This window comes from Streptomyces adelaidensis, assembly GCF_016598475.1.
Taxonomy (GTDB): Bacteria; Actinomycetota; Actinomycetes; order Streptomycetales; family Streptomycetaceae; genus Streptomyces; species Streptomyces adelaidensis.
Window position 1 is genome coordinate 1 of the sequence record NZ_JAEMUX010000066.1, and the last position, 23,939, is coordinate 23,939.

At 69.1% G+C, this 23,939-nt stretch carries 24 protein-coding genes and 2 pseudogenes; 15 read left to right on the top strand and 11 right to left on the bottom strand.

Annotated elements, in window-relative coordinates:
* Positions 1-124: 124 nt before the first annotated feature.
* Positions 125-388, bottom strand: coding sequence for a tetratricopeptide repeat protein (locus I8N67_RS29875; RefSeq protein WP_200307397.1), 264 nt, complete (start codon positions 386-388; stop codon positions 125-127).
* On the opposite strand from I8N67_RS29875, the gene I8N67_RS29880 reads away from it, so the two are divergent.
* On the top strand, positions 359-1,057 hold the full coding sequence (locus I8N67_RS29880; RefSeq protein WP_307835411.1) for an aldo/keto reductase: 699 nt from the start codon (positions 359-361) through the stop codon (positions 1,055-1,057). The two genes, I8N67_RS29875 and I8N67_RS29880, sit on opposite strands and share 30 nt — an antisense overlap.
* Positions 1,058-1,239: 182 nt before the next feature.
* Here I8N67_RS29880 and I8N67_RS29885 read toward each other — a convergent pair whose 3' ends face one another.
* The gene (locus I8N67_RS29885; protein WP_200307348.1) at positions 1,240-1,545 is read right to left on the bottom strand and encodes a GntR family transcriptional regulator; all 306 of its coding nucleotides are present in this window, start codon (positions 1,543-1,545) and stop codon (positions 1,240-1,242) included.
* 166 nt (positions 1,546-1,711) lie between these two features.
* Here I8N67_RS29885 and I8N67_RS29890 point away from each other — a divergent pair, with 166 nt between their 5' ends.
* The 6 genes from I8N67_RS29890 to I8N67_RS29915 all read left to right on the top strand — a co-directional run bounded on the left by I8N67_RS29890 (position 1,712) and on the right by I8N67_RS29915 (position 7,461).
* Complete coding sequence (locus I8N67_RS29890) at positions 1,712-2,053, top strand: hypothetical protein (RefSeq protein ID WP_307835412.1); 342 nt, start codon at positions 1,712-1,714, stop codon at positions 2,051-2,053.
* Positions 2,053-2,190: a hypothetical protein gene (locus tag I8N67_RS29895; RefSeq protein ID WP_200307349.1), complete on the top strand. Its 138-nt coding sequence runs from the start codon at positions 2,053-2,055 to the stop codon at positions 2,188-2,190. Before I8N67_RS29890 ends, I8N67_RS29895 begins: the two co-directional genes overlap by 1 nt.
* 360 nt (positions 2,191-2,550) lie before the next feature.
* On the top strand, positions 2,551-4,554 hold the full coding sequence (locus I8N67_RS29900; protein WP_200307350.1) for an RICIN domain-containing protein: 2,004 nt from the start codon (positions 2,551-2,553) through the stop codon (positions 4,552-4,554).
* A 47-nt stretch (positions 4,555-4,601) separates the two neighbouring features.
* Positions 4,602-5,948 carry a glycoside hydrolase family 43 protein gene (locus tag I8N67_RS29905; protein WP_200307390.1) on the top strand — a complete coding sequence of 449 codons (1,347 nt, stop codon included), beginning with the start codon at positions 4,602-4,604 and terminating at the stop codon, positions 5,946-5,948.
* 146 nt (positions 5,949-6,094) lie between these two features.
* Positions 6,095-6,697 (top strand): hypothetical protein, encoded by a 603-nt coding sequence (locus I8N67_RS29910; RefSeq protein ID WP_200307351.1) that lies wholly within the window; start codon positions 6,095-6,097, stop codon positions 6,695-6,697.
* A gap of 278 nt (positions 6,698-6,975) precedes the next feature.
* The gene (locus I8N67_RS29915; protein WP_307835413.1) at positions 6,976-7,461 is read left to right on the top strand and encodes a DUF6174 domain-containing protein; all 486 of its coding nucleotides are present in this window, start codon (positions 6,976-6,978) and stop codon (positions 7,459-7,461) included.
* Between the two features lie 17 nt (positions 7,462-7,478).
* Here the strand turns inward: I8N67_RS29915 and I8N67_RS29920 are convergent, their stop codons facing one another.
* Both I8N67_RS29920 and I8N67_RS29925 read right to left on the bottom strand, forming a co-directional pair.
* Positions 7,479-7,820: a VOC family protein gene (locus I8N67_RS29920; protein ID WP_200307352.1), complete on the bottom strand. Its 342-nt coding sequence runs from the start codon at positions 7,818-7,820 to the stop codon at positions 7,479-7,481.
* Positions 7,821-7,892: 72 nt separating this feature from the next.
* Positions 7,893-8,321: a hypothetical protein gene (locus I8N67_RS29925; protein ID WP_200307353.1), complete on the bottom strand. Its 429-nt coding sequence runs from the start codon at positions 8,319-8,321 to the stop codon at positions 7,893-7,895.
* A gap of 250 nt (positions 8,322-8,571) precedes the next feature.
* Here I8N67_RS29925 and I8N67_RS29930 point away from each other — a divergent pair, with 250 nt between their 5' ends.
* Together I8N67_RS29930 and I8N67_RS29935 are read left to right on the top strand one after the other, a co-directional pair.
* Entirely contained in the window at positions 8,572-9,159 is a 588-nt protein-coding gene (locus I8N67_RS29930; protein ID WP_200307354.1) for a DinB family protein, read from the top strand.
* A gap of 514 nt (positions 9,160-9,673) precedes the next feature.
* Positions 9,674-10,234 carry a hypothetical protein gene (locus I8N67_RS29935; protein ID WP_200307355.1) on the top strand — a complete coding sequence of 187 codons (561 nt, stop codon included), beginning with the start codon at positions 9,674-9,676 and terminating at the stop codon, positions 10,232-10,234.
* 71 nt (positions 10,235-10,305) lie between these two features.
* Here the strand turns inward: I8N67_RS29935 and I8N67_RS29940 are convergent.
* The 4 genes and pseudogenes from I8N67_RS29940 to I8N67_RS29955 form a co-directional block, all read right to left on the bottom strand.
* Positions 10,306-10,512: pseudogene (locus I8N67_RS29940) on the bottom strand (ISAs1 family transposase); the annotation flags it as partial.
* A gap of 18 nt (positions 10,513-10,530) precedes the next feature.
* Positions 10,531-12,687 carry a recombinase family protein gene (locus I8N67_RS29945; protein WP_200307356.1) on the bottom strand — a complete coding sequence of 719 codons (2,157 nt, stop codon included), beginning with the start codon at positions 12,685-12,687 and terminating at the stop codon, positions 10,531-10,533.
* On the bottom strand, positions 12,675-12,821 hold the full coding sequence (locus I8N67_RS29950) for a hypothetical protein (RefSeq protein ID WP_200307357.1): 147 nt from the start codon (positions 12,819-12,821) through the stop codon (positions 12,675-12,677). Before I8N67_RS29950 ends, I8N67_RS29945 begins: the two co-directional genes overlap by 13 nt.
* A 194-nt stretch (positions 12,822-13,015) precedes the next feature.
* Positions 13,016-14,109, bottom strand: a pseudogene (locus I8N67_RS29955) (ISAs1 family transposase); the annotation flags it as partial.
* 629 nt (positions 14,110-14,738) lie between these two features.
* Here I8N67_RS29955 and I8N67_RS29960 point away from each other — a divergent pair.
* A complete protein-coding gene (locus I8N67_RS29960; protein WP_200307358.1) occupies positions 14,739-16,094 on the top strand; it encodes a VanZ family protein in 1,356 nt (451 codons plus the stop codon).
* A gap of 208 nt (positions 16,095-16,302) precedes the next feature.
* Here the strand turns inward: I8N67_RS29960 and I8N67_RS29965 are convergent, their stop codons facing one another.
* Entirely contained in the window at positions 16,303-16,539 is a 237-nt protein-coding gene (locus tag I8N67_RS29965) for a GntR family transcriptional regulator (protein ID WP_200307359.1), read from the bottom strand.
* 164 nt (positions 16,540-16,703) lie between these two features.
* On the opposite strand from I8N67_RS29965, the gene I8N67_RS29970 reads away from it, so the two are divergent.
* Both I8N67_RS29970 and I8N67_RS29975 read left to right on the top strand, forming a co-directional pair.
* On the top strand, positions 16,704-17,030 hold the full coding sequence (locus I8N67_RS29970; RefSeq protein WP_200307360.1) for a hypothetical protein: 327 nt from the start codon (positions 16,704-16,706) through the stop codon (positions 17,028-17,030).
* Positions 17,030-17,317, top strand: coding sequence for a hypothetical protein (locus tag I8N67_RS29975; protein WP_200307361.1), 288 nt, complete (start codon positions 17,030-17,032; stop codon positions 17,315-17,317). Before I8N67_RS29970 ends, I8N67_RS29975 begins: the two co-directional genes overlap by 1 nt.
* 163 nt (positions 17,318-17,480) lie before the next feature.
* Here I8N67_RS29975 and I8N67_RS29980 read toward each other — a convergent pair whose 3' ends face one another.
* The gene (locus I8N67_RS29980; protein WP_200307362.1) at positions 17,481-18,434 is read right to left on the bottom strand and encodes an LAVTG motif-containing sortase-dependent surface protein; all 954 of its coding nucleotides are present in this window, start codon (positions 18,432-18,434) and stop codon (positions 17,481-17,483) included.
* A gap of 485 nt (positions 18,435-18,919) precedes the next feature.
* On the opposite strand from I8N67_RS29980, the gene I8N67_RS29985 reads away from it, so the two are divergent.
* The 3 genes from I8N67_RS29985 (at position 18,920) to I8N67_RS29995 (ending at position 23,298) form a co-directional block, all read left to right on the top strand.
* A complete protein-coding gene (locus I8N67_RS29985; protein ID WP_200307363.1) occupies positions 18,920-19,948 on the top strand; it encodes an ATP-binding protein in 1,029 nt (342 codons plus the stop codon).
* Positions 19,949-20,313: 365 nt separating this feature from the next.
* The gene (locus I8N67_RS29990) at positions 20,314-22,974 is read left to right on the top strand and encodes a SpoIIE family protein phosphatase (protein WP_200307364.1); all 2,661 of its coding nucleotides are present in this window, start codon (positions 20,314-20,316) and stop codon (positions 22,972-22,974) included.
* 123 nt (positions 22,975-23,097) lie between these two features.
* Positions 23,098-23,298, top strand: a complete 201-nt coding sequence (locus I8N67_RS29995; RefSeq protein ID WP_200307365.1) for a hypothetical protein — start codon at positions 23,098-23,100, stop codon at positions 23,296-23,298.
* A gap of 13 nt (positions 23,299-23,311) precedes the next feature.
* Here I8N67_RS29995 and I8N67_RS30000 read toward each other — a convergent pair whose 3' ends face one another.
* Entirely contained in the window at positions 23,312-23,764 is a 453-nt protein-coding gene (locus I8N67_RS30000) for an ATP-binding protein (RefSeq protein WP_200307366.1), read from the bottom strand.
* Positions 23,765-23,939: the final 175 nt, after the last annotated feature.

Here is a 23,939-nt window from a genome sequence, read left to right on the forward strand (position 1 = left end):
GTGTCGTCCCACGAGGTCACATAGCTTGCCTTCGGCTCACCGGGGAAGTGCTGGTGCACCCCCGTGATCCAGGCCTCCCGGAACAGTCGTGCGCCTTCGGTCTGCGACATGCCAGCCCCTCTCATCACGGTGTCCTCAGCGCGGCGATCTCCGCGCCCAGCTCCGCCACACGGTGGTCCCGGCCGAGGGGACCCAACTCGTCGCCCAGGGTTTGGAGTCTACGGACGACGTACCCGGACGAGGATGCGCGGGCCAGGTCCAGCGCTTCACGGGCGTGCGCCACCACCTGGTCCGGATCACGATGCCTGGCCCCGATCACGGCCAGGTCGACCAGCACCGCGGCCCGTCGGCGGTACGAGTGTCCGGAGGCCAGCTCACTCTGATCCAACGCCCGTTCGAGGGTCTTTTCCGCCAGGTCAAGACGGCCGAGCCGCACGTAGCGCGCACCGCGTTCCTCAGCCAGCCGTGTGCCGTCTACGCGGACGCCCACCAGCTGCTCGCCTCCGTCATCGCCGACCACCCGCAGGCCATGGTCGCGACGAAGACCGGGTTCTTCACCAGGGCGGAGGGCGAAGCGGCGGCAGAAGCCGGCTTCCTGACTCCGGACGAGGTGGCCGTCGGCCACAGCCTCCATTCCCCCTTCATCCACTGGCAGACGGACCGCTCACTGTCCGCACTCGGCCGGGCGGACCTCGTGTTCGTCCACAACCCCGAGCGCTCGCGCCTCGACCGCGCGGACCTGCATGGGCGGCTCCGTGAGGTGTTCGCCGCACTGGAGGAGTTCGCCGCGGCGGGCAGGATCAGCGGATACGGCGTGGCCACCTGGTCGGGATTCCAGCACGGGGCCTTCACCGTCCCCGAACTGCTGGACCTGGCGAAGGAGGCCGCCGGATCGGGTGAAGTCGGCCGGATCGGCGAGCAGATCGCCCTGGCCGAGATGCTCCAGGCGGTCGGCCGGGGCTGGTACACGGAGCTGGCCCCGCTGCTGCGCCGGCGCGCGGAAGAACTGACCGGGGTTCGCCCACCCTCCCCGGTGCACTCCGACGTCAGAGCCTGAGGGCACCCCTGTGTGCGTCCGCCTCGGACGCCCGCTTCATGGTCGGTCGGCGTCGAGGGCGGGCACATGCACGTCGAATCAGAGCCTTCTGCTCCGAGGGGTGCTGAGGCGGCGTCAGGCATCTGCCTCAGCGACGGCCGAGACCTGGTCGGGTGAGGTCCACGTACCAGCGAGGGCGACGCTCACGAATCGCGCGCAGGGGCGGACTCGTCCCCCTCGGATGCGTCGGCGGGCTGGGTCGTGTCGGGTTTCGCGATGACGAACACGCCTTTGCCCTGGACTCCCCGAACAATCCCTTCTGCTTGGAGAACTTCGATAGCGGACTTGATGGTGCGACGACTGACCACACCACCCGTCTCCTGCTCCAGCTCATAGTGGGAGGGGATACGGCGGCCCACCGGAATCTCTCCGCGCTGGATACGCTCGCGCAGTACGGATGCGAGCTGCACGTACATCGGAGTGATGCTCTCCCGGTCAATATCGATCATGGCTTGGAGCGTAAAAGGCCGACCTGGAGCAGCATAGGCCGAGATGTCACGTGCAAGGACGTACCAGGACGTACCACGTTGAGATACGGTCAGCCGACAGGAGAAGACCCCCGCGACCGTGCTGCCGGTCCGGGGGCGTGGCCACCAGCAAGACAAAGAGGAACTGATGACGATGGGCATTATCCACGCGTTGATGCGCCAGGTGCTGAGCGTGTTGGTACCCGGCACCGGCAGGCGCCGAGCAAGCACGCGCCCGCCTGTTTCCGCTCTCGACCCGGGTCCGGCGCTGCCCCGCGAGGACACACCCCGGCTTCCGACCCACCGCTCCCCGTACGGGCCGAACACACCGCCCTTCGACGGCGCCGCAACCGTCACGGTCCGACCCTACGTGCTCGCCACCGAGCAGGAATGCGCCCGGCAGGCCCGGCGTCGTTTCACCTTGGTACTCGCCGCGGACTTCGGCATCGACCTCGACCAGTATGTGATCGGCGCCGGGGCGGTGGCGTGATGGAGGAGGCCCAAGAACCTGGGGAGGAGTCCGACAGTGGTCTGTGCGGCAGGCGGCGCCCCGTACGGATGTGCGTGCACTGCCAGACGGTCACCGATGCTCCGGTGACCGTGGCCGAGGTGCAGGGGGCCACCTGAGCTTCGACTGCCCAAACACCGGCTCGACAGCCACGAAGTAGCGCAGGAAACACATACTCGGTGACGCGCCCCAGGTGGGACCGGCCGCCGAAACGCGACGACGCCGAGCCCTCCCCCGGGCTCGGCGTCGTCGCGTTTCGGAACCGGTGTCGTCGCGTCACCGGGCCGGTGTGCTCACGGGGCCGGCGTCCTCGCCCAACGGACCTGGTGTCACCGCATCACGGCCCCACCGCGGAAACCACTCCTGTCACACCCGTTGACTTCCACCTCTGGCGGCTCTATTTTCGGCCAGCCGATACGTTCGGCGAGCCGATCCTTGTTCGAGATATCGACCCCCGGTGTCCATCGAAGGAGAGCCGCATGTCCGCCCCTCCCCGCGCCAACCACGAAGGCTTCAGACGCGGTCGCAGAACCGCCGCCGTACGCGCCCTCGCCCTGGCGACCGCCGCGACAGCCGCACTGCTCTTCGCGCAGCCGAACCAGGCGCCGGCGCCCGTCACCGCACTCGACGCGGCCCCCGTAGCCGTGACGGACCGCCAGATAGCCGTCCCCGAAGCCCCCATGGGCTGGGCCTCCTGGAACGCCTTCGCCGCGAAGGTGGACTACAACGTGATCAAGCAGCAGGTCGACGCGTTCGTCGCGGCCGGGCTGCCCCAGGCCGGCTACGACTACATCAACATCGACGAGGGCTGGTGGCAGGGCACCCGCGACAGCGCGGGCAACATCACGATCGACGAGGCCGAGTGGCCCGGCGGCATGAAGGCCATCGCCGACTACATCCACAGCAAGGGCCTGAAGGCGGGCATCTACACCGACGCCGGCAAGGACGGCTGCGGCTACTACTTCCCCACCGGCCGCCCCGCCGCGCCCGGCAGTGGCAGCGAGGGCCACTACGACCAGGACATGCTCCAGTTCTCCCAGTGGGGCTTCGACTTCGTGAAGGTCGACTGGTGCGGCGGTGACGCCGAGGGCCTCGACCCGAAGACGACGTACCAGGCGATCAGCGACGCCACGGCGAAGGCCACCGCGACGACCGGCCGCCCGCTCGCCCTCTCCCTGTGCAACTGGGGCAAGTCCAACCCGTGGAACTGGGCCCCGGGCATGGGCCCGATGTGGCGGACGAACACGGACATCTTCTTCCACGGCGGCACCCCGTCGTACAGCAACGTCCTCACGGCCTTCGACCGCAACATCCACCCCACGGCCCAGCACACCGGCTACTACAACGACCCCGACATGATGGTCGCCGGGATGAACGGCCTGACCGCGGCCCAGACCCGCAGCCACATGAACCTGTGGGCGATCTCCGGCGCCCCGCTGCTCACCGGCCTCGACCTCACCACTCTCACCACGGAGACGACGAACACCCTCACCAATCCCGAGGTCATCGCCGTCGACCAGGACCCGCGCGGCCTCCAGGGCGTCAAGGTCGCCGAGGACACCTCCGGCCTCCAGGTGTACGGCAAGGTCCTCTCCGGCAGCGGTAACCGCGCGGTCGTCCTCCTCAACCGCACGTCCACCACGCAGAACATGACCGTCCGCTGGTCCGACCTCGGTCTGACGAACGCCGCCGCGACGGTCCGTGACCTGTGGACGCTGTCGAACGTCGGTACGCCCGGCACGAGTTACACCACCAGCGTCCCGGCGGGCGGCTCGGTGATGCTCACGGTCAAGGGCGGCACCGAGCAGGCCGCGAGCACGTACACCGGCACGGCGAGCTTCTCCGGCGTGGTCGCCGACAGCAGCGGCCTGAAGACGGTCGACGTCTCCTACACCAACAACACGTCCACCGCCCGCGTCGGCACCCTCACGGTCAACGGCCAGACCTCCACCAAGGTCTCCTTCCCGCCGACCGGCTCGTCCCCCGGCAACATCTCCGTCGCCATGTCCCTCAAGCAGGGCAGCGCCAACACGATCTCCTTCTCCGGCGCCCCCACCCTCGAAGGCATCGTCGTACGACCGCTGGCCGGCAAGAACGGCACGGTCATCACGGGTACCGCCTCCGGCCGGTGCGCGGACATCAACAACAACACCATCGGCAACGGCACCGACGCCCAGCTGTGGGCCTGCTCCGGCGGCCAGAACCAGGTCTGGCAGTACAACAGCACCCGCAAGGAACTGGTCATCTACGGCAACAAGTGCCTCGACGCCTACGGACAGGGCACCGTCAACGGCACCCGGGTCGTCATCTGGGACTGCAACGGCCAGAACAACCAGAAGTGGAACGTCAACAGCGACGGCACGATCACCAACGTCAACGCCGGGCTCTGCCTGGACGCGTACGGAGCGGCCACCGCCAACGGCACGAAGCTCGTCCTGTGGGCCTGCAACGGCCAGAACAACCAGAAGTGGAGCCTGACGTGACCGACGGTCCCCTCCCCGCCGGTCCCTCCCGCCGCCTCTTCCTCGGCATGGCGGCGACCGCACCCCTGGCCGCGACCGGCGTACTGACCCTCGGCGCCGGCACCGCCCACGCCGCCGACTCGGCGTACGCGATGGTCTACTTCACCGAGTCCAACACCATGCTGGAGGCCAACTACGGCCTGCACCTGGCCGTCAGCCAGGACGGGCTGAACTGGACCCCACTGAACCAGAACGCCCCCGTGGTCACCCCGACCCTCGGCGCCGGCGGCCTGCGCGACCCCTTCGTGATGCGCAAGCAGGACGGCACCTTCGTCGTCCTGGCCACGGACCTCAGCGGCACCGACTGGACCCGCACCAGCGTCAACATCCACGTCTGGGACTCCACCGACCTGCGCACCTTCACCGGCTACCGCCTGCTGAAGCTGCACGACATGACCACCACGCACAGCTGGGCGCCGGAGGCCTACTGGGACGCCGCGCGCGGCCAGTACGGCATCCTCTACTCCTCGGTGAACAGCAGCGGCCACAACGTCATCATGGTCAGCTACACGACCGACTTCGTCACGACGTCGAACCCCCAGGTCTTCTTCGACCCCGGCTACGACGTCATCGACGGCAACCTCACGATCGGTGTGAACGGCGTCAACTACCTCTACTACAAGAGGGACCAGACCCTGGTCGGCGCCCGCTCCACCACCCTGACGCCGGGCAGCTTCACACCGTTCAGCACGGCGGCCGCGCACGGCGGCACAGAGGCCCCGACGGTGGTGAAGTCCCTGACGGCCGGCAACTGGTACCTCTGGGGCGACACCTACACCCCCAACGGCGTCTTCTACGTCTGGCAGTCCAGCGACCTCGCCTCCGGCACCTGGACGGCCCTGGACCAGAAGCTCTACACCCAGCCGCTCAACTCCAAGCACTGCGGCATCCACCCGATCACCTCGACCGAGTACAGCAACCTCCTCACCAAGTGGGGCGCCCCCACCTGGAACCGCCTCAAGTCCTACAACTACCCGGCCCGTTACGTCCGGCACAGCGGCTTCGCGGGCCGGATCGACGAGTACCCCTTCGACCCGTTCCCCGACTCCCAGTGGAAGCTGGTCCCGGGCCTCGCGGACTCGTCGGCCGTCTCCTTCCAGTCGGTCAACTACCCGACCCGCTATCTCCGCCACTACAGCTACAACCTCCGCCTCGACGAGAACGACGGCACCTCGGCCTTCGCCGCCGACGCCACCTTCGTCCGCACTGCCGGCCTCGCCGACTCCACGTGGTCGTCGTTCCGCTCGTACAACAACTCGACCCGCTACATCAGACACAGCGGGTACGCGCTGCGGATCGACCCGATCTCGACGGCGACGGAGCGCGCGGACGCGACGTTCAGAGTGGGGTACTGAGGTTCCCGGCCGCACTGGCCCGGAGGACCGCCTCCGGGCCGGTGCGGCCGCCGCCCCCGAACGTTTCCGCCCTCTCCCGCGTCGAAGTACCGATCGGGGCCGTGCAGAGCCATGCAGGGCCTGAGCGATGGGACGGGGTGGGGCACATGCGCAAGGGCGTACGAGCCAGGGCGGGCACAGGCGCGGCCGTGGTGGGCATCGTCGTGGCGCTCGGCGGGATCCAGGGATCGACGGCCGACGCGCAGACCGTGGGGGACGTGTCGACCCCCACGCGGACCTGCCACGGCGAACAGCCGAAGGGCAGCCTCGCCGGGTACGGCGCCCCGGAGGACACCCCGCTGGAACGAACCCTCGGATACGTCGACAAGCTGGCTTACGGCCGCTACTCCGACGTCTTCACCGGCCTGGTCGTCGACGAGGACGCGGCGGCCACGGACATCTACCGCATCCCCTCCGAGGCCTTCGACACCGCCGTCTGCGACACCGCCGAGAAGGGCGTGACCGTTCGTCTCCACGACCGCGACATCAACGAGAAGGACCTCGGCGCCCTCGTCGACCGCATCAGCGACGACATGAACCGCTGGGACGGCACCTTCAGCCTGCGCGAGGTCGGCCTCGACGGCAGCGGCCACGTCCACATCGGCGTCGACGACCCCGGCACCGCCGAACCGATCCTGCGGAAGGCCTACGGCGAGCGCAACGCCAAGTACCTCAGGGTGGATTACGCGCCCCAGGCGGAGTTGCTGTGAGCCGAACCCCCGAAAATCCGGTATAGTTGATCACGAGCCGCTCACCGGAAATCCGGTCAGCCCTCAATGCGTTGGTGGTCCAAGGAAAGACGCCCCGCTTCCTGCGGGGAAATGCAGGTGCAAGGCCTGCCCGGCGCTCCAGTTCATGAACCCCACTCCATGCTTCACGGAGTGGGGTTCATGCGTTGTACGGGGGCCGGCCTCCTCCCGTCAGATGACGGCGAACGTCGCTGCCCCGTCGCGCGTCTCAGTGGTAGCCGTCTCAGAAGGGAGCCACTGTGCTGACAACAGCTGCCGTACGGGTCCGCCGAGCCGCTCCGCTCCGCGTTGCGCTGCTCGGGTCGTTGGCGTGGATGATCTCCGGGTGCGCAGAGGAGTCGACGACCGCGGAGGCGTCGCCGACGACCGACTGGTGGGAACCCTCCGCCTACACCTACACACTCGAATCGAGCGAGGGCGAACGCGCCCTGATCGGCACCTTCGAAGTGACCGTCGAGGACGGCAAGGTGACGAAGGCCGTCGGCCTCGACGGGAGCGGGCGGCGTGTCGTGAAGCAGTTCCCCGACGAAGTGCCCACGATCGGCGACCTGTTGGCGGAGGCGCGGGACGCCCGGAACGACGACGCCGACACGGTGGACGTCGACTACGCGGCCGACGGCCACCCGACCCGCGTATCCCTGGACTGGGAGGAGAACGCGATCGACGACGAGGCGATGTACGTGATCACCGACTACGAGGCGGCAACAGCGGGGCGGCCGCAATGAGTTGAAGGGCGGTCGGGTCAGAGCGGGGCGCCGCCGAACCCGATCTCGTTCCCGTCCGGATCGCGGTACGTCACCTTGCGTACGCCGTTGGAGTAGGTCTCCCGAACCGCGGGTTTCAGGCCCCGGTCGGCGATCCCGGCGACGCGGGTGTCCAGGTCGTCGACGAAGAGGGTGTGCAGGGCGTGGCCCGCGCGCTCCGGCAGATGCTCGACGTAGACGTACCGGTGCTCCGCGAGTTCCCACACGGCTTCCGTGTCGTTCGGGAAGAACGCCGGCAGGGAACCGAACAGCCGCTCGTACCAGACCAGTGCCGCCGCGTAATCGGCGACGGGAATGCCTGCGAAGAGTTCGAGGGCCATGGCTCCATGGTAGGTCCGGGGACTCCGCGCATGCCTGCGGGCAAGAACACCCGAGGTCACGCGCCACCGGGTTCACTTGTAGACGCTGACGTCCTGGATCGTCCCGCCGACCTTGACCCGCAGCGGTTCGAGCACCTTGGGCTTGGCTGAGATGGCCCAGCGGGGGCCGACCAGGTACTTGCCCCCATAGACGGCGGCGGCCTCCAGCCAGACCTCCTTCAGCTCGTCCTCGGGGAAGGTGGTGATCAGGTAGTCACCTTCGGCGGTCTGGCAGACGCCCTCGCGAAGCTCCTCGGCCTCGGTCCGGATCTTCACCTCGCAGCCCGTGAGCTGCGCGATCACCTCGACCTTGGCCGGCGCCACGACCGCCGCCACGGGGCTGGACTCATCCGTCGCCCTCTCCGCGGCCTTGTCGTCCTCACCACCGCCGCACGCCGCCACCAGCGGCAGAACAGCCAGAGTCACGGCCAGCGCGGCACCACGCGACAGCTTCCTCACCACGTCCCGCTCTCCGTTCGCCTTCTTCGCATTTCGTCGTACCGAGCGCACTCGACAAGGGGTACGTACCAAGGCCGTCGGATGCTCAGTCGTCGGCACGGTGATGTCGTCGTCCATCCGGCTGTCGTAGTTTCGCGAGCTTCTTGTAGCAGGTCGGGGCGGCGGCCACGGCCCAGGCCTCGGCTCTGCCAGTCGTTGGGGACCAGGTACGGGATCTTGAGGCCACGAGCAGCCCATGGCAGGCTCATGCCGCATGATCGACGAATTCGCGAAAGACGACCTGCACGGGAGACTGCGGCGGAACCGCAAGGCGCTGCTCTGGAAACTCGACGGCTTGTCCGAATACGACGCCCGCCGACCTTTGACAGCGACCGGGACCAACCTCCTCGGCCTGGTCAAACACGTGGCCGGCGTCGAGGCCAGGTACTTCGGCGAGGTCTTCGACCGCCCTTCCCCAGAACCGCTGCCCCGGTGGCAGGACCACTCCAACGGCAGCGATCTGTGGGCGACCGAGGACGAGACCCGCGATCAGATCATCGGGTTCTACCGGCGCACGTGGGAACACTCGGACACGACGATCAACGAGCTTGCCCTCGACGCCCCCGGCCACGTGCCGTGGTGGCCGGAGCCTTATCCCAACACGAACCTGTTCGCCGTCATGGTCCATGTCCTCGGCGAGTCCATCCGGCATGCCGGACACGCCGACATCCTGCGCGAGGGCCTCGACGGCCGGACCGGGTTGCGCGCCGAACACGAGAAGCAGATCGACGAGGAAGCCCGCGCGGCCTACTGCGCGAAGATCGAACAGGCCGCCAGGTCGGCCGCACCCATCAAGGCCTAGAGGTCGTCTCACGTGACGTGACGTTCGTGCGGCATGACGGCGGCCGTGGGTGCTGATCTATCGAAGCGCCTGGTTCCTGATGAACTCTGCGATCCGGCCGCCCCGTTGCTGCCGCCGTTCGCTGCTCGTCCGCAAGGTGGTGGGACCGCTCCGCGTGACGAGCGGGCCGTGTTCACGGCAGTGGCGCACGCGCTGACCAGCGCCTGTGCCTGGCGGCATCTGCCACCGACGTTCGCGCCCAGGGCATCCCGCTCGCCGTCGCCGTGTCCGGCGCGAACGTGCACGGCAGCCTCGCCCTCAAGCCGCTCATCCGGGCATACCCGCCGTCCGGCCCCGCCGAAAACCACGGCGGCGCCGCCCCGTCAAACTCCGCGCGGACAAGGCGTACTTCTCACGAAAGGGGTGACGCTGGACGGACTGGCAGTCGGCGCCTCGTCCCAGCTCGACCGAGAGCACAAGCAGCGCATAACAGCCGGGGATCTGACCCGGGATCGACACTACATCTGGGGTAAAAATGGCCCTGTCTCCGGCAAGCCCGGTGTTTTCCATTCCTGGTAGGTTCGCCACTTTCGTGATAGCTGCGCTCCTCGCTACAGCATGTTCTTTCCAGGAGCGGCAGCGCCCCCAAGGAACCGCACTGGAAGGCGGCACCCAGGAAAACGGGATTGTTGGAAGCGAAAATGTGAAGGTCGGGGAGACGTGGTGGTTCGCACTTCCTGTTCCCGCCAACAAGTCCGCCAAGCCGATCGAAATCACCGAGGCATCAATCGTGGAAGTTCCCCAGGGGATGAAGGTCCTGGAATACGGTGCATACAGCCTTGAAGACACCGAAGGACTGGCTCTCTTGGTGAAGGAGGGCAGCAAGTTTACTCCGCGATTTGAGGAGCTTCGAGACTACTCCGACAAACCCGTGAAGGTGGCTCCGCACAAATCGAGCGACATCTACTACCTAGCGAGACTAAAGATCACGGGTCTCCCGAGTAAAAGCGCTCGCTACTGCCGGTTCGATTACCGACAGGGTGGTCGCGAGTTCACCCAGACACTGGATTGTGAAGTAGAACTGACAGGCAAGTAGGGCGACACCGGCTCCGGGGCAACGTAGGCCCGGAGCCAGGGCCCCGGCGTTTGCCTCGGATGTCCGGTTGATCATGTGATGCCGTAGAGGGCGAGGACGCGGTGGCGTTCGGTGTGGGCTCTGCGTCCGGCGGCGGTGTTGACGTATCCGGCCAGGTGGAGTGTGCTGCGGATCAGGTCGCGGACGGCGGCCAGTACGGCGGGCGCACTGTGGGTCCTGGCCTGGGATTTGTCCTCGCCGAAGACGACATCGCGCACCCAGTGGACGGTGTTTTCGATGCGTCAAGCAGGCTGCGCCTATGAGTTGTCTTCGTCGAGGAGTTCGGCGAAGCGGGGGTGGATGCGGGTGCGTCGCCCGCGCGTCTTGGCGAGGCGTTCTTCGAGTTCGGTGATCTTGTCTGGTGAGGCGTTCATGATCCATCGGTAGGGGTGCCGTGTCTCCTGTCGTCCGGTGAGGTGCCCGTCTGTGATCCATTTGCGGACGGTGCCGAGGGTGCAGCCGAGGTGGGCGGCGAGGTCGCCCAGCCACCACTCGTGTTCCCGGGGCGCTTCGGCCGGGTCGGCCGGCCATGGCCCCGTCTGGGGCGGCAGTGGTCTGCCGTTGCGCTGAAGGATCTGTGCCACGACGCGTCGGCGGATGGGGTCGTCACCGCGTGCCGAGCGGAAGCCGTCGCGGTTGAGCTGATCGGCGATCTTCACGGCGCTGAGGCCGGTATCGGCGAGTTGCAGGATGCGCTGTTCGAGGCGGGGGTAGTAGCTGAGGTGCTCGAAGTACTGGATCGGGCGGCGGACGACGGCTGTGGTGGTCGAGCCGCCGGCCCAGTGCAGGGTGAGGTCGACGAGTTCGCTGTGACCGCGGACGGTGACGGTGATCTCGTCGAGGACGGCACGGACGACTTCCTTGCGGTCGGCGTGGGTGACGCCGGGTGCCTCCCAGAGGCGGGGCAGGTCCACGGCGGCCTGCCGGACGGTGTCCTGTTCCTCGCCGGTGAAGCGTTCGGGGGTCTGGCGCTGGAAGCGGCGCCACTGCTCCTCGAGATCGCGCTGGGCGGTCAGTGCCACTTCCCATTCGTGTTCCAGATGCCGTGTGACCAGGCGGTTCTCGGGTTCGGCGAGGCGGTAGGAGCGCCTGGCGCGGTCCACGTCCTGCTGGGCGCGTTCCCGGCGCTGCTGCCAGACCTTCTCCACGGCGGCGCGGTCGGCCAGGGCCTGGGTCACGGCCTGGACATGGACCTCGAGCGCGTCCGGCGCGAGGAGAGCTAGGACCTGCTCGGTGACGTAGGGGTCCAGACTGCGTCCGACGACGTGCTGGCAGTGCGGTCCGCCCCACTCCGAGCGGGCGCCGGTGCAGTTGTAGCTGATCCTCGGCTTCCCGGCGTCGACGTGATAGCCGACGGTCATGCGCCTCCCGCAGCGGCCGCAGCGCAACAGTCCGGCCAGCAGGGCTGGACCGTAACGGACCGAGCCGGGCACATCCCCGTGCGGGCGGTTCGCCTTCAGCCGCGCGAGGTTGGCCTCGTACTGGGCCAGCGTGATGTAGGCGGGCAGGGCGTCCTCGATCCACGCCAGGTAGTCCTCCCGGCGGGCGGTCCGTCGCCGGGCGCCGCCCCGCGCATCACGCGGGACGGTGTGGTCCAGCGGACGGCGGCCATAGACATAGACCCCGGCATAGATCGGACTGTTGAGCATGCAGGTCACCGTCGCCCGCGCCGGGCGCTTCCACGCGATCTCGCCCCGGTCCGGGCCACTGCGCTGCCGCACCCCCATCTCGATGCCGTTCTCGACCAGGAACCGCACCACCCCCTGGATCGAACCGATCTCCGCGAACTTACTGAAGACCAGCCGCACCACATGCCGGAGCTGTTCATCCGGATCGAGCACGGCCTCACCCGACGGGCGCCGCCAGTAGCCGATCGGCAGGGAGATCGCCAGCTCGCCCCGGCGGGCCTTGTTCACCCGGCCGGCCCGCATCCGCTGGTTGATCAAATAGAGTTCGGCCTCGGACATCGTTCCCTTCAGCCCCAACAGCAGACGGTCGTTGTACTCACTCGGGTCGTAGACGCCGTCGGTGTCGGCCAGCAGCGCGCCGCCGAGCGCCGACAGTTCCAGAAGCTGATACCAGTCCTTCCCCGAGCGTGCCAGACGCGACATCTCGGTGCCCAGCACCAGACCGACATGACCGAGAGAGATCTCCGCGACCAGGCGCTGAAAGCCCGCCCGATGCTCCGAACGGGCCCCGGACTTCCCCAGATCGTCATCAATGACCAGCACGCGGGACGCCTCCCAGCCCAGCGTCACCGCCCGGTCGACCAGCGCGTACTGCAACCGCGTGGACTCCTGATGACCTTCCACCTGCTGCCGCGTCGACTGACGGACATAGACCACGGCCAGCCGCTCACGGTGCCGCACTGTGATCTTGCTCCCGGTGTGTTCCCAGGGCATCACCGCGGCCACGGGTCACCGCCCGTTTCCACGAGCGGCACCACCGGGTCCGCGCCCTGGCCCTCGACGGACTCGCTGCGACGCAGCATCACCGCCAGCCAGTACACCGCCGTCCGCCGACGGGCCCCGGGAAGACTCGCCCGCACCGCGTCCAGCTCCCGGCTCTGGGGCCGTCGTCGACGCCGCCGTCGCGCATGCCGCCTCACCTCCCCCAGCCCGGACCGACGCCTCCCGCAGCCGCTGCACCGCAGCGGCCAACCGCAGCAAGCCCGCCCGATCCACCAACGGTCCCTGATTTACGCGCTGTTGACTACCCATGGGCGCAGTCTGCTCGGCGCATCTCCACCGTCCAGTGACCGCGGGCCCAGGCGGCGATCTCGGCCGCGTCGGCCTGCTCGGCGGGCAGGTCGGTGATGGCGTAGACGGTCTCGGTGGACCATTTCTTCGCTCCGTACAGGCGGCGTCTGCGCTGGATGCGCAGGACCTGGCAGGCGTGTGGGAAGAGCAGGCCGTTCACGGTGACGACCTGCACGTGACGCTGCTCGTGGCGGCCGTGGCCGCGGGTGTCGTCACGGTGGATCACGGGGACCTCTTTCCAGGGCAGCCGGTGGAGTTGGCGGGCCTGACCGCGCTGGTTGTTCTTGATCGTGAGGAGGTAGTTGGCGCCGCGTTCGTGCAGGTAGGCGGCGTGGGAGTGCTGGGCGTGGAGGGCATCGGCGGTGATGACCGCCCCGGCGAGGTCGGCGTCGTCGATCTGGTCGAGCAGGGGTGCGAACTCGGGGATTTCGTTCGTCTTCGCGCCGATCTCACGTGAGGCGAGAGTGATGCCGTCGCCGTGGCGGACCGCGGAGAGTACGAAGACCTGACGGCCGTCGGGGCGTTTCGCACCGCGTAGGCACTTGCCGTCCACCGCGATCGCCCTGCGGCGTCGGCGTGCCGGTTCGGCCTGGGCGGCGGCCCGGTGGGCACGGCGCTGTTCGCGCTCTGGGCCGCCATCGGGCATCAGCGGCGCCGGGCCACCGGGTTGCGGGGAAAGAAGCGGCCGGAGGTAGTCGTAACCGGCCGCGCTGATCTCGCCTGGATCAAGGCGCCCCAGGATGCTGCGCAGGGTCTTCTCGCTCGGCACCCGGTAGCGGCCCAGGAGCGGGTGGTAGGGCAGGCCGAAGGCGGCCAGTTCCTCGGGAGCCGCACGCCGGCACCACTCCGCCGCCGCGGTGATCGAGTCATGGCCTGCCGGTGTCATCGCGCAGACGACCAGGGCCAGCAGCGAAGCGAGCCGGTAGCGCACCCCACACGCACCGCGGGGATCGGTAACCGACTCGAACTCGGCGATCAGACTGTGGACTTGGTCTCGTGCGCCACTCCCACCCAGGCTTCCAGCCGGGGTGCATGGAGGGCGGGTACGGCGGTGAGTGATGATGGCGGGACGAACACGGCACCCTCGTGGATCTTGAAGCGTAGAGAACTCCATGATCTACAGGGGCCGTGTTCGCCTGCTTCCCGGGGTCACCACCAGCATCAACCAACTCAAGATCGGATGAGCCGGGCAAACGCCGGGGCCCTGGCCCCTCAGGCACCCGGCTGACTCAGGAACCGGACCTGCGACAGACCGGCTCGCTTTCGAAGGGTCCTCAGTGTCGCGGCCAAGTCAGCTTTCGATTGCCCCAGCCGCTCGGGGTCAAGCGTCAAGGCCCTTCACGACTCCTCGAAGGGCACAGACACGGCCTCCGGGATCTCCACGAGCCCTTCACCCTGGGCGGGATGAAGGCGTTCGACATGTCCCCCTGAACCACGAACGCCCCTGAGGCCGTTCGATGGACGTAGGGACAGTCGCCCCCCCGCACTCACCGTTCCCGTCAGGGACCTTTCAAAGACCTTTGATCTTGGTGTAGTTGCTGGTCACGGGGTCACGCCCAGGAGAAGGCATGCCTGAACAGCGTCGGCCTGCTTAGCTACAGCGGCGGCACCTACCAGACGCCGGCCGCCCACTGCTGACGTTCCCAATAAGCCACCGGCGCCCCCACTGGAGAGGGGCGCCGGTGGCAACGACGTGAAAGACGGCCATGTTCACAGCCATATTCAACGGCCACTACGGATTCCTGGCCGCCCTCGCAATCGTGGGCCTTGCCCTGGGCGGCCTGGCCTGGTGGGCGGTGTTCCGGAAGGAGGCCCCTCACGGTCTATGGTGGTTCGCTCTGACCACGACCGTAGTTGGCGTGCTCGGCGTCACCTCTTTCGGCGGCGGCCAAGCGAGCAGGCAATGCATCATCAACCATGATTTTGCAGAGCCCTTTCACACCGCCCAAGGCCTGTTGAACCTGGCCATGTTCATCCCCGTCGGCTGCTTCGCCCTGCTGGCTCTGCGCCGACCAGTCCCGGCGTTCTTCGGTGTGATGGCGCTTCCCTGCGTCATCGAGCTCTCTCAGGCAGCTCTCCCGTTCATCGGCCGGGGCTGTGACAGCGCCGACGTGGAGATGAACATGCTGGGCGGCCTGGCTGGTCTGCTGGCCGCAGGTGCTTTCCTGGCCTGGCGGCGTCAAGTCGACTGGAGCGGCTGGGCCAAGCCGGCCTTCATCACCGGCGTTTCCCTCGCCGTCGCCGGAACTGTGGTCTTCCGCACCCTGGTCATCACGGTCCACTACGACGGCACCGGCCTCAGCACTCCCGGCGAAGACCAGAACAAGGCCGTCACCCAAGCCGTCCGGCAGGCATTCGGCAACCGGTTCCCCGTCACCAACGTCTACGTACAGCCCTGCCTCGACGTCCAGTGCGCCAACCTCATCTTCACCGTGGGAGACGACGGCATGGGCAGCCTCGCGTGGCCCGACCGCAGTCACCTGAACATCCTGCTCGAATCGAACAGTGTCCCTGGCGCCAACAGCTTCCCCGTCGCCGACGCAGCAGCACCCCGCGACCGCGACGACGCCTACCGGATCGCCGAAACCTACATGCGCGGCCACTACGACTGGGCCGCGGGCGCCACCTTGCACAGGACCGAACCCGTCGGGAAGGAAGCCGAGTCCGGCTGGATCACCAGTTGGCGGTTCATGGAAGACGACATTCTCATGCCCCGCATGCTCGACATCCAGGTGAACCGCGCCGGACGCATCTCGCAGCTCGACGTCACCATGGGGCCCACCAGACTTGACCTCCCTACCCCCGAGATCAGCAAGGAGAAGGCAGAGCGCCTGGTTGTTGACCATCTTCGGAAAGAGGCCGACGCCGGTGGGAGTGTGTCTGCAGATCCGACTGTCGATGCTTTTACCCTGAAAGCGAACAATCGGGGCGACGGATGGCGGCCCGAGTGGATTGTGAACAGCCAGCCACCCAGCGGCGGGGAAGGCGAAACCGTTGCAACAACCCTCTGGGTAGACGCGCTCGATGGCACCGTCCACGTCAGCGCCCACCCTCCCCTGTAGCCAGGGCTGTCGCAAGGCTCTTGGGCAGGTGAAGGTGCTGGTGAGTCGGGTCAACTCCTCGCGCACCATCGTGGCCCCTTTACGCCGACAGAGCCGCCCCCTGTCACGGCAACGACGCTAGAGCGGCCGGTCAGAGCATGCCTATGACGCCCTCGGGGATACTCCCGTAGTGGGGTACTTGATCCTGTGGCGCCCGACGTGGGCCGACTCAGTCGTCAGTACGTTCGGCGACGAAGGAGCCCATGCCCGGGGTCGTGGTGATGAGCCCTTCCTCCCTCAGCGCGCGCGTGACCTTCCGGATGGTCGTGCGCGCGACATAGAACTCCTGCTCCATGCGTACTTCGGAGATCAGTGTTCGAGGCGGATACTCACCGCTCTCGATCCTCGCTCGGATCACGTCGGCAATTTGCACCCATTTGGGCCTGGTGGGATCGAACTCCATCACGAGCGTGACTGTAGACATCGAAAGACATTCGAACATAGCGGGCTGCCCGTGCACCTAGGTGTGGACAGGTGCACTGAGCATCGCTACTGTCGGCTCCAAGAGAAGACCCCGGCGAGGTGGCTAGACCTCCCGGGGCATGGCCAACGCTTAACAGGAGCGTCGACATGCTCGACCTTATCCGCCGCATCCCCCTATGCCTGCGGCTCCTCTTCACCCCCGGTACGGGCAGGCGGCGGGCCGATGCCCGCCTCACCCTCGTACCGGCGCTGTCCCCGGCACCGGCTTCGGCCGAGTGGGCGGAGCCTTCTCCACTCCCCGCACACCGCTCCCCGTACGGCCTCGCCGAGCACTTCGACGGTGCCACCGCCGTCGCCGTACGCCCCTACCTGGCCGCCCATGAACAGCGGCAGCGGCGCCGGGAGTTGGCCATGGCCACGCTGGGGCTGGACATGCCCGGTCCCTACTGGATCCACGGGATGGAGGTCGCCTGATGGGGACGGAAGGCGAAGTGCGGCTGCTGCCCTGGACCGGGGCCGAAGGCAAGCCCTGTTACCTCATCACCGACGAGGAAGGCGGGCCCCTGTCCCGCCTCGCCGACGCCACCGAGTCCATTCAACTCGGCATGGGGGCCGAACTCCTCGCCCACGCCCGCGAGATCCTGCCGGAGGCTCCGCGTGGGGAACTCCGCTTCCTCGCCGAGCGCTTGACCGAGGCCCTGGCAGACGCGTCACGCGTGGCCGAAAGCCGAGGTCAACGCCTCATTCGCCACCTCAACTGACGGGCGGACGGGCGGACGGGCGGACGGGCGGACGGGCGGACGGGCGGACGGCGGCGATTGGAGCGAATGTTTTGGCGACACGCCGTCCGCGCGCCGTTCTTCCGGAACATTCGCTCCAATCAGCTCCCCGCCGCGCATGCGGCCCAGGTCAGGTCAGGTCAGGTCAGGTCTGCGTACGGCCCGTGGCCCGGCGGCGCGTGACCATGAAGATCGCGCCGCCCGCGGCCATCAGGCCGGCGGCGCCGATCGCGATCGGGATCGCGTTGCCGCCGCCCGTCTCGGCGAGGTCGCCGTTGCCGCCGTTGGGGGAAGGGGCGACCGGGGTGGACGGTGAGGGGGAGTCCGTCTCCGGAGTGTCGTCGGCCGGGGGGTTCTCGTCCGCCGGCGGGTTCTCGTCGGCCGGGGGCTGCTCCTCGGCGGGGGGCTGCTCCTCCGCCGGGGGGTTCTCCTCGGCCGGGGGGTTCTCCTCGGCCGGAGGCTGCTCCTCCGTCGGCGGCTCCTCCTGGGCGGGCGGGCAGTCCTTCGTGCCGCCGTTCCAGGCGGCGATCAGCTTGTCCTTGATGACGGGGCGGTCGGGCCCCTTGGGGACGTCGCCGTGCTCGAAGCCGTCCTTCGCGTCGAGCTTGCCGTCGAACTTCACGGCGCCGCGGTACAGGTCGATCTGGGCGTAGCAGCCGGCGTCCGGGACGGCGATGTCGAGGGAGTCGGTCGCGCCCTGCTTCACCGTGACCGTGTCGAAGTCGACGAAGATCTGCTCGCCGGAGGTGCCGAAGGTCGGGCCGTGGGCCAGGTACGACGCCAGCGAGACCGTGCAGGTCGTGGCGTCGGAGGCGGCGCGGACCTTGACGTGGACCTTGCCGTCCTCGGTGGGCCTGAGATTCTGGTCGTCGAGCTTGACCCAGTCGGCGAACTTCACGCCGTCCAGCGAGAACTCGCAGCGGTCGGTCTCGGTGGGCGTGCCCGCGCCCTGGCCGGGGGTGTAGCTCTTCTTGCCCCAGCCGTCGCCGCCGGGCGTACCGGTGGCCCAGGCGGAACCGGAGGCGGTGGCGGTCAGGGCCAGTGCGGCCACGCCGGTCCCCAGCAGGCGGCGCACGAGGACACGTCTCGCTATGGACATGCAGATCCCATTCTCGAACTCGGAACGTCGGAACGTACGAGACCCGGGGCGCGGTGGCAGCACGGCAGCACGAAGCCGTGCCGGGGCCGCGCCAGGGTGTGTGAGTGGTCGAAGAACACTGGGCCCATTGGTCACTTGGGCCACAGAGTCTGCACATCGTTTACCAAGGGGTTTGGGCTGTCAACCTCGGGAAACGCCCGTCGGGACCGCGCGTTCCGGGCAACTCGCCCGCACCCGTCCACACCCGTGCGCACACATGGGGCACAAAAGGAGGCGATTCCTCCGGAAGCCCCATGAGCACCTCGGCGCCGAGTCGCCGATCGGCAAAGGGTTCACCAACTCACCCTTTACCCATGGCAGTTGGTGCGGCGGTCGAAATGGGGCGGATTTGACAAGCCATCCCGCGCTCCCGAATCTACGTTCATGACTTCCATTTTCATTATCGGCGTCAAGGGTGCCGCCGGCATCGAGTGGGGTGAGCGTCCATGCGCGTGGCCTTCGTAGGGAAGGGCGGGAGCGGCAAGACGACCCTCTCCGCGCTCTTCGCCCGGCACCTCGCCCGGTCGGGCGCGCCGCTCGTGGCGATCGACGGGGACATCAACCAGCACCTCGCGCACGCGCTCGGCCTCCCCGAGGACGACGACTTCGGGGCGCCGCCGCTCAGTTCGCGCACCGGCGAGATCAAGGACCAGTTGCGGGGCACCAACCCGCGGATCGTCTCCCGCGAGGCCATGGTCAAGACGACGCCGCCGGGCCGCGGTTCACGTCTGCTGCGGCTGCTCGGCGACGACGACCTGCACACCACGCACGTCCGGGACGTCGACGGTGTGCCGCTCATGGTCACCGGCGCCTTCGCCGAGAGCGACCTCGGCGTCGCCTGCTACCACGCCAAGCTCGGCGCGGTGGAGCTCTACCTCAACCATCTCGTCGACGGGCCCGGCGAGTACGTCGTCGTCGACATGACGGCGGGGGCGGACGCCTTCGCCTCGGGGCTGTTCACCCGGTTCGACATGACCTTCCTGGTCGTCGAGCCGACCCGGAAGAGTGTGTCCGTGTACCGGCAGTACCGGGAGCACGCCGCCGAGTTCGCCATCCCGATCGCCGTCGTCGGCAACAAGGTCACCGGCGAGGACGACCTGCTCTTCCTCAAGGAGCACGTCGGCGACGACCTGTTGGCGTACTGCGTGCAGTCGTCCTTCGTCCGCGCCCAGGAACAGGGGCGTGAGCACGGCGGGTTGGAGTCGCACAACCGGCATGCGCTGGCGCAGCTGAAGGCCGCCGTCGACGCCCGTACGAAGGACTGGGCCACCTTCCAGCGCCACGCCGTCGAGTTCCATCTCCGCAATGCCACCGCCTGGGCCGACGCCGCCACCGGGCACGACCTGGCCGCCCAGGTCGACCCCGGTTTCCGGCACGGACCGGAGGCCCTCGCCGCGGTCGAGCCCACGACCGCGTCGGCGACCCACTCCGCCGATGAGTCCACCGAGTCCGCCGCCTCCATCGTCGCCTTCTGATCGGCTTCCGCCCCCTCCGCGCCTCTCCCGCGGAGGGGGCGGTCGTTTCGACACGCCGGGGCTCGGGGGGGCGTACGGGGGCGTGCGACCGGCGTACCGCCGCTTGGTGGTCGGGGGTGGAGGCGTGCGCGTGTACGGGTGCGCGGGGATTCGTGCGGTGGGCTTCGTCCTGTTCCGGGCCGTTCCGGAACCGTTCGCGCCCGGTGCCGGCTGTTCGCGCGGGCCGGTTCCGAGGGGCGGGCGATGCCGGTTCGTGCCGTTCGGCGTGGGGACGTCTGATTCTCGCCGTCACGAGTTGGCCTACTTGCGATCACACAAGGTGAATAATGGGGCCGCAGGGCGTCTCAGCGACAGAGAGGGCCGCCGTGGGGACCGACAGGGACAGTGCCGTCACCCGTCAGCGCTTCGACGTGGCCGACGCCGCGCCGTTGCTGATCGACGTGGACGGGCTCGTGACGAGCTGGACCCGGGACGCCGAGCGTCTCTTCGGGTATCCGGCGGCCGAGATCCTCGGCCGCAGCGTCCGTACGCTCCTCGTCACCGAGGACGGCGAACGCATCGGTCGGCTGGCCGAAACCCATCGCTCCCTCGGCGGCTGGTCGGGCATCCTCACCGGCCGCCACCGCGACGGCCACCACATCAGGGTGATGGTCCGGCTCGTCCCGACCCGGGAGACGCCCACCGGGACAACCGTGAACGCCCCGGCCGCACCCACCCCCGCCGAGACCGACGCGGTCACCGCGCCCCCGGCCCGGCCGGCCTCCTCCGCCTGGCCCGCCCCACGCCCCGGCTACCCCGACTCGCCCCGCGCCACCACCCCACCCCGGCCTCCGTCCCCGTCCCCATCGACGGCCCCCTCCCCCGACCCCCTCCCCAGCCCCGCCCACTGGATCGCCCTCGTCTCCGACGCCACCGAGGCGCCGGGGTGGGACATGAGCCGTTCGGTGCTGGAGCGGATGACGGCGCGGTCGCCGATCGGGATGGCGATCGTGGACACGGAGCTGCGGTTCGTGTGGTCGAACGCGGCGTTGGAGCGGTTCGGGGGCGGGCGGGCGTACGAGCGGGTGGGGCTAAGGCTGGCGGAGGTGCAGCCGGGGCTGGACGCCGAGCGTCTTGAGGCGCAGATGCGGCAGGTGCTGGAGACCGGTGTGCCGGTGCTCGACCACGAGCACATCGGGCGGGTGCGGTCGACGCCGTACCGCGAGACCGCGCACACGATGTCGTTCACCCGGCTGGAGGACGACCAGGGCCGGCCCGTCGGCGTGTACTACACGGTGATGGACGTGTCGGACCAGCACCGCGCCCGCACCCGGCTGGCCCTGCTGGACCGGGCCGGGGAGCACATCGGCCGGACCCTCGACGTGCGGCGCACCGCGCAGGAGCTGGCGGACACGGTTGTCCCGGCGCTCGCCGACTTCGTGACCGTGGACCTGCTCGACTCGGTGCTGCGCGGGGCCGAGCCGGGGCCGCTGGACGAGCCGGGCGCGGGCTCGCTGTCGCTGCGGCGGACCGCCCAGCAGTCGGTGCGCCCCGGCGTGCCGGAGGCCGTCCTGGAGGTCGGTGCGATCGCCTCGTACGCGGCCGGATCGCCCCCGGCGCGGACGCTGGTCGGCGGACGGTCGTGGTCGCAGCCGAGGCTGGACCCGCTGTCAGCGGAGTGGGCCGAGGCGATCCCGGACGGCCGGGCGGCGCACGCCGAGGCGCTCGAGCTGCACAGCGTGATGATCGTGCCGGTACGGGCGCGCGGCATCACCCTCGGGATCACCACGTTCTTCCGGCGCGACCGGCAGGACCCCTTCGACGCGGTCGACCTGGGCCTCGCCGAGGAGCTGGTCGGCCGGGCCGCCGTCTGTGTCGACAACGCCCGCCGGTACACACGTGAACGCGACGCCGCCCTCGCCCTCCAGCGCAGCCTCCTGCCGCACCGGCTGCCCGAGCAGAGCGCGGCGGAGGTCGCCGTCCGCTACCGGCCCGCCGACGAACTGACCGGGCTCGGCGGCGACTGGTACGACGTCATCCCGCTCGCCGGCGCCCGCGTCGCGCTCGTCGTCGGCGAGGTCGCGGGCCACGGCATCGACGGCGCCGCCGCCATGGGCCGCCTCCGTACCGCCGTACGCACCCTCGCCGACCTCGATCTGCCGCCGGACGAGGTGCTCGCGCACCTCGACGACATGGTCGCCAAGTCGGCGCGGCAGGAGGGCCCCGAGCCGGGCGCGGGCAGCGTCCAGACGGTCGGGGCGCGCTGTCTGTACGTCGTCCACGACCCGGTGTCCGGCAGCTGCGCCATGGCCGCGGCGGGCCCGTTCACGCCGGCCCTGGTCGCCCCCGACGGCACGGTCACCTTCCCCGGACTGCCCGAGGGACCGGCGCTCGGCGTCGACGGGCAGCCCTTCGAGGCGCTGGAGGTCGACCTGCCCGAGGGCACGGTGATCGCCCTGCACACCGACGGACTGTTCGCGGAGGCCTCCCGCGACACGCTCTGCCGTGCCCTGGCCCGGCCCGAGCCCTCCCTCGACCTCCACGCCGAGCGCGTCCTCGACGCCCTCGCCCCGGCCCGCCCCACCGACGACGTCGCCCTCCTCCTGGCCCGCACCCGGCGGCTGCCCGCCCACCGGGTCGCCTCGTGGGAGCTGCCGGCCGACCCGGCGCTGGTCTCCGACGCCCGCAAGACCACCACCCGGCAGCTCGGCATCTGGGGGCTCGACGAGCTGGCGTTCACCACCGAACTGGTCGTCAGCGAGCTGGTCACCAACGCGATCCGGCACTCGGCGGGGCCCATCCAGCTGCGGCTCATCCTCGAACGCACCCTGATCTGCGAGGTGTTCGACGGCGGCGCCACCGCGCCCCATCTGCGCCACCCGCGCACCACCGACGAGGGCGGCCGCGGCCTCTTCCTCATCTCCCAGTTCACCCAGCGCTGGGGCACCCGCTTCCTGCCCGAGGGAAAGGTCATCTGGGCGGAACAGTCACTGGCGGAGCAGTCGCCGACCGAACAGTCACCGACGGACCCGGATCCGCTGGTCTGAGCCCTGACCCGAGAGGGTGACTTGGGGTGGGCCGCCCACCGGTCGACACCGGTGGGCGGCCCGTCCGCGTGTAGAGACGGTCCATGAGACAGGTTCCGATTCCGATTCCGATTCCCCTTTCAGATGTGGACGCGATGGGTGTGGGTCGGTGTGGTCGCCGTGACCGTCGTCGGTGTGGTGGCCGCCCTGCTGCTGGGCGGCGGTGACGACGAGTCCGCCCCGCGTGCCGTCTCCGCCGACGAGGCCCGGCGGATGGCACTGGCCCGCTTCCGTACGTACGAGGCGAGTCCCTCGGAGCCTGCCGCTGGGCGGCACCGGCGCTGACGGCGACCTGTGCTCATGTCCACCCCGGCGCGCCGAGGTCGAACCACACGGCCTTGCCGTCCGGGTAGGGCGGGCCGTGGGGTACGGCCGGGGCGGTGCCCCAGCGCCCCTCGGTGAGCGTGTGCACGAGGTGCAGCCCCCGGCCGCCCTCGTCCCACGCGTCGGCGGCCGACTCCCTTGCCACCGGCGGCTTCTCGTCCTCGTCGAACACGAGCACCCGTACGCTCCGCGCCCCCACGGCCAGCCACAGCGCCGAGTTCCCGCCCTTCGCGTGCACGCAGGCGTTGGTGACGAGCTCGGAGGTGCAGAGGGCCGCCGCGTCGACCAGGGCGTCGAGTCTCCGCGCCCGGAGGACGGTGGCGACGAAGTCGCGGGCGATGGCGGGGGAGGTGTCGTGGGGTGGGCAGAAGAGGGTGTACGTGGTGGGCGAGGGGGCGGGGACGGGTACGCGGGCGTATTCAGGCATGGGGTATCCACTCCGTTGTGGGGTACGGGGGCTGGGTTGGTCGTTCGCTGGGGCCGCTGCCGCGTTGCTGTCCTTCGCCCCGGGTTCGAGGGACCGGGGTGGCGCTGCCAACGGGCTTTGGGCAGGGAGGAATTGACGGATGGGTGACCGGTTGGGCACCCTCCGTAGTGACGTA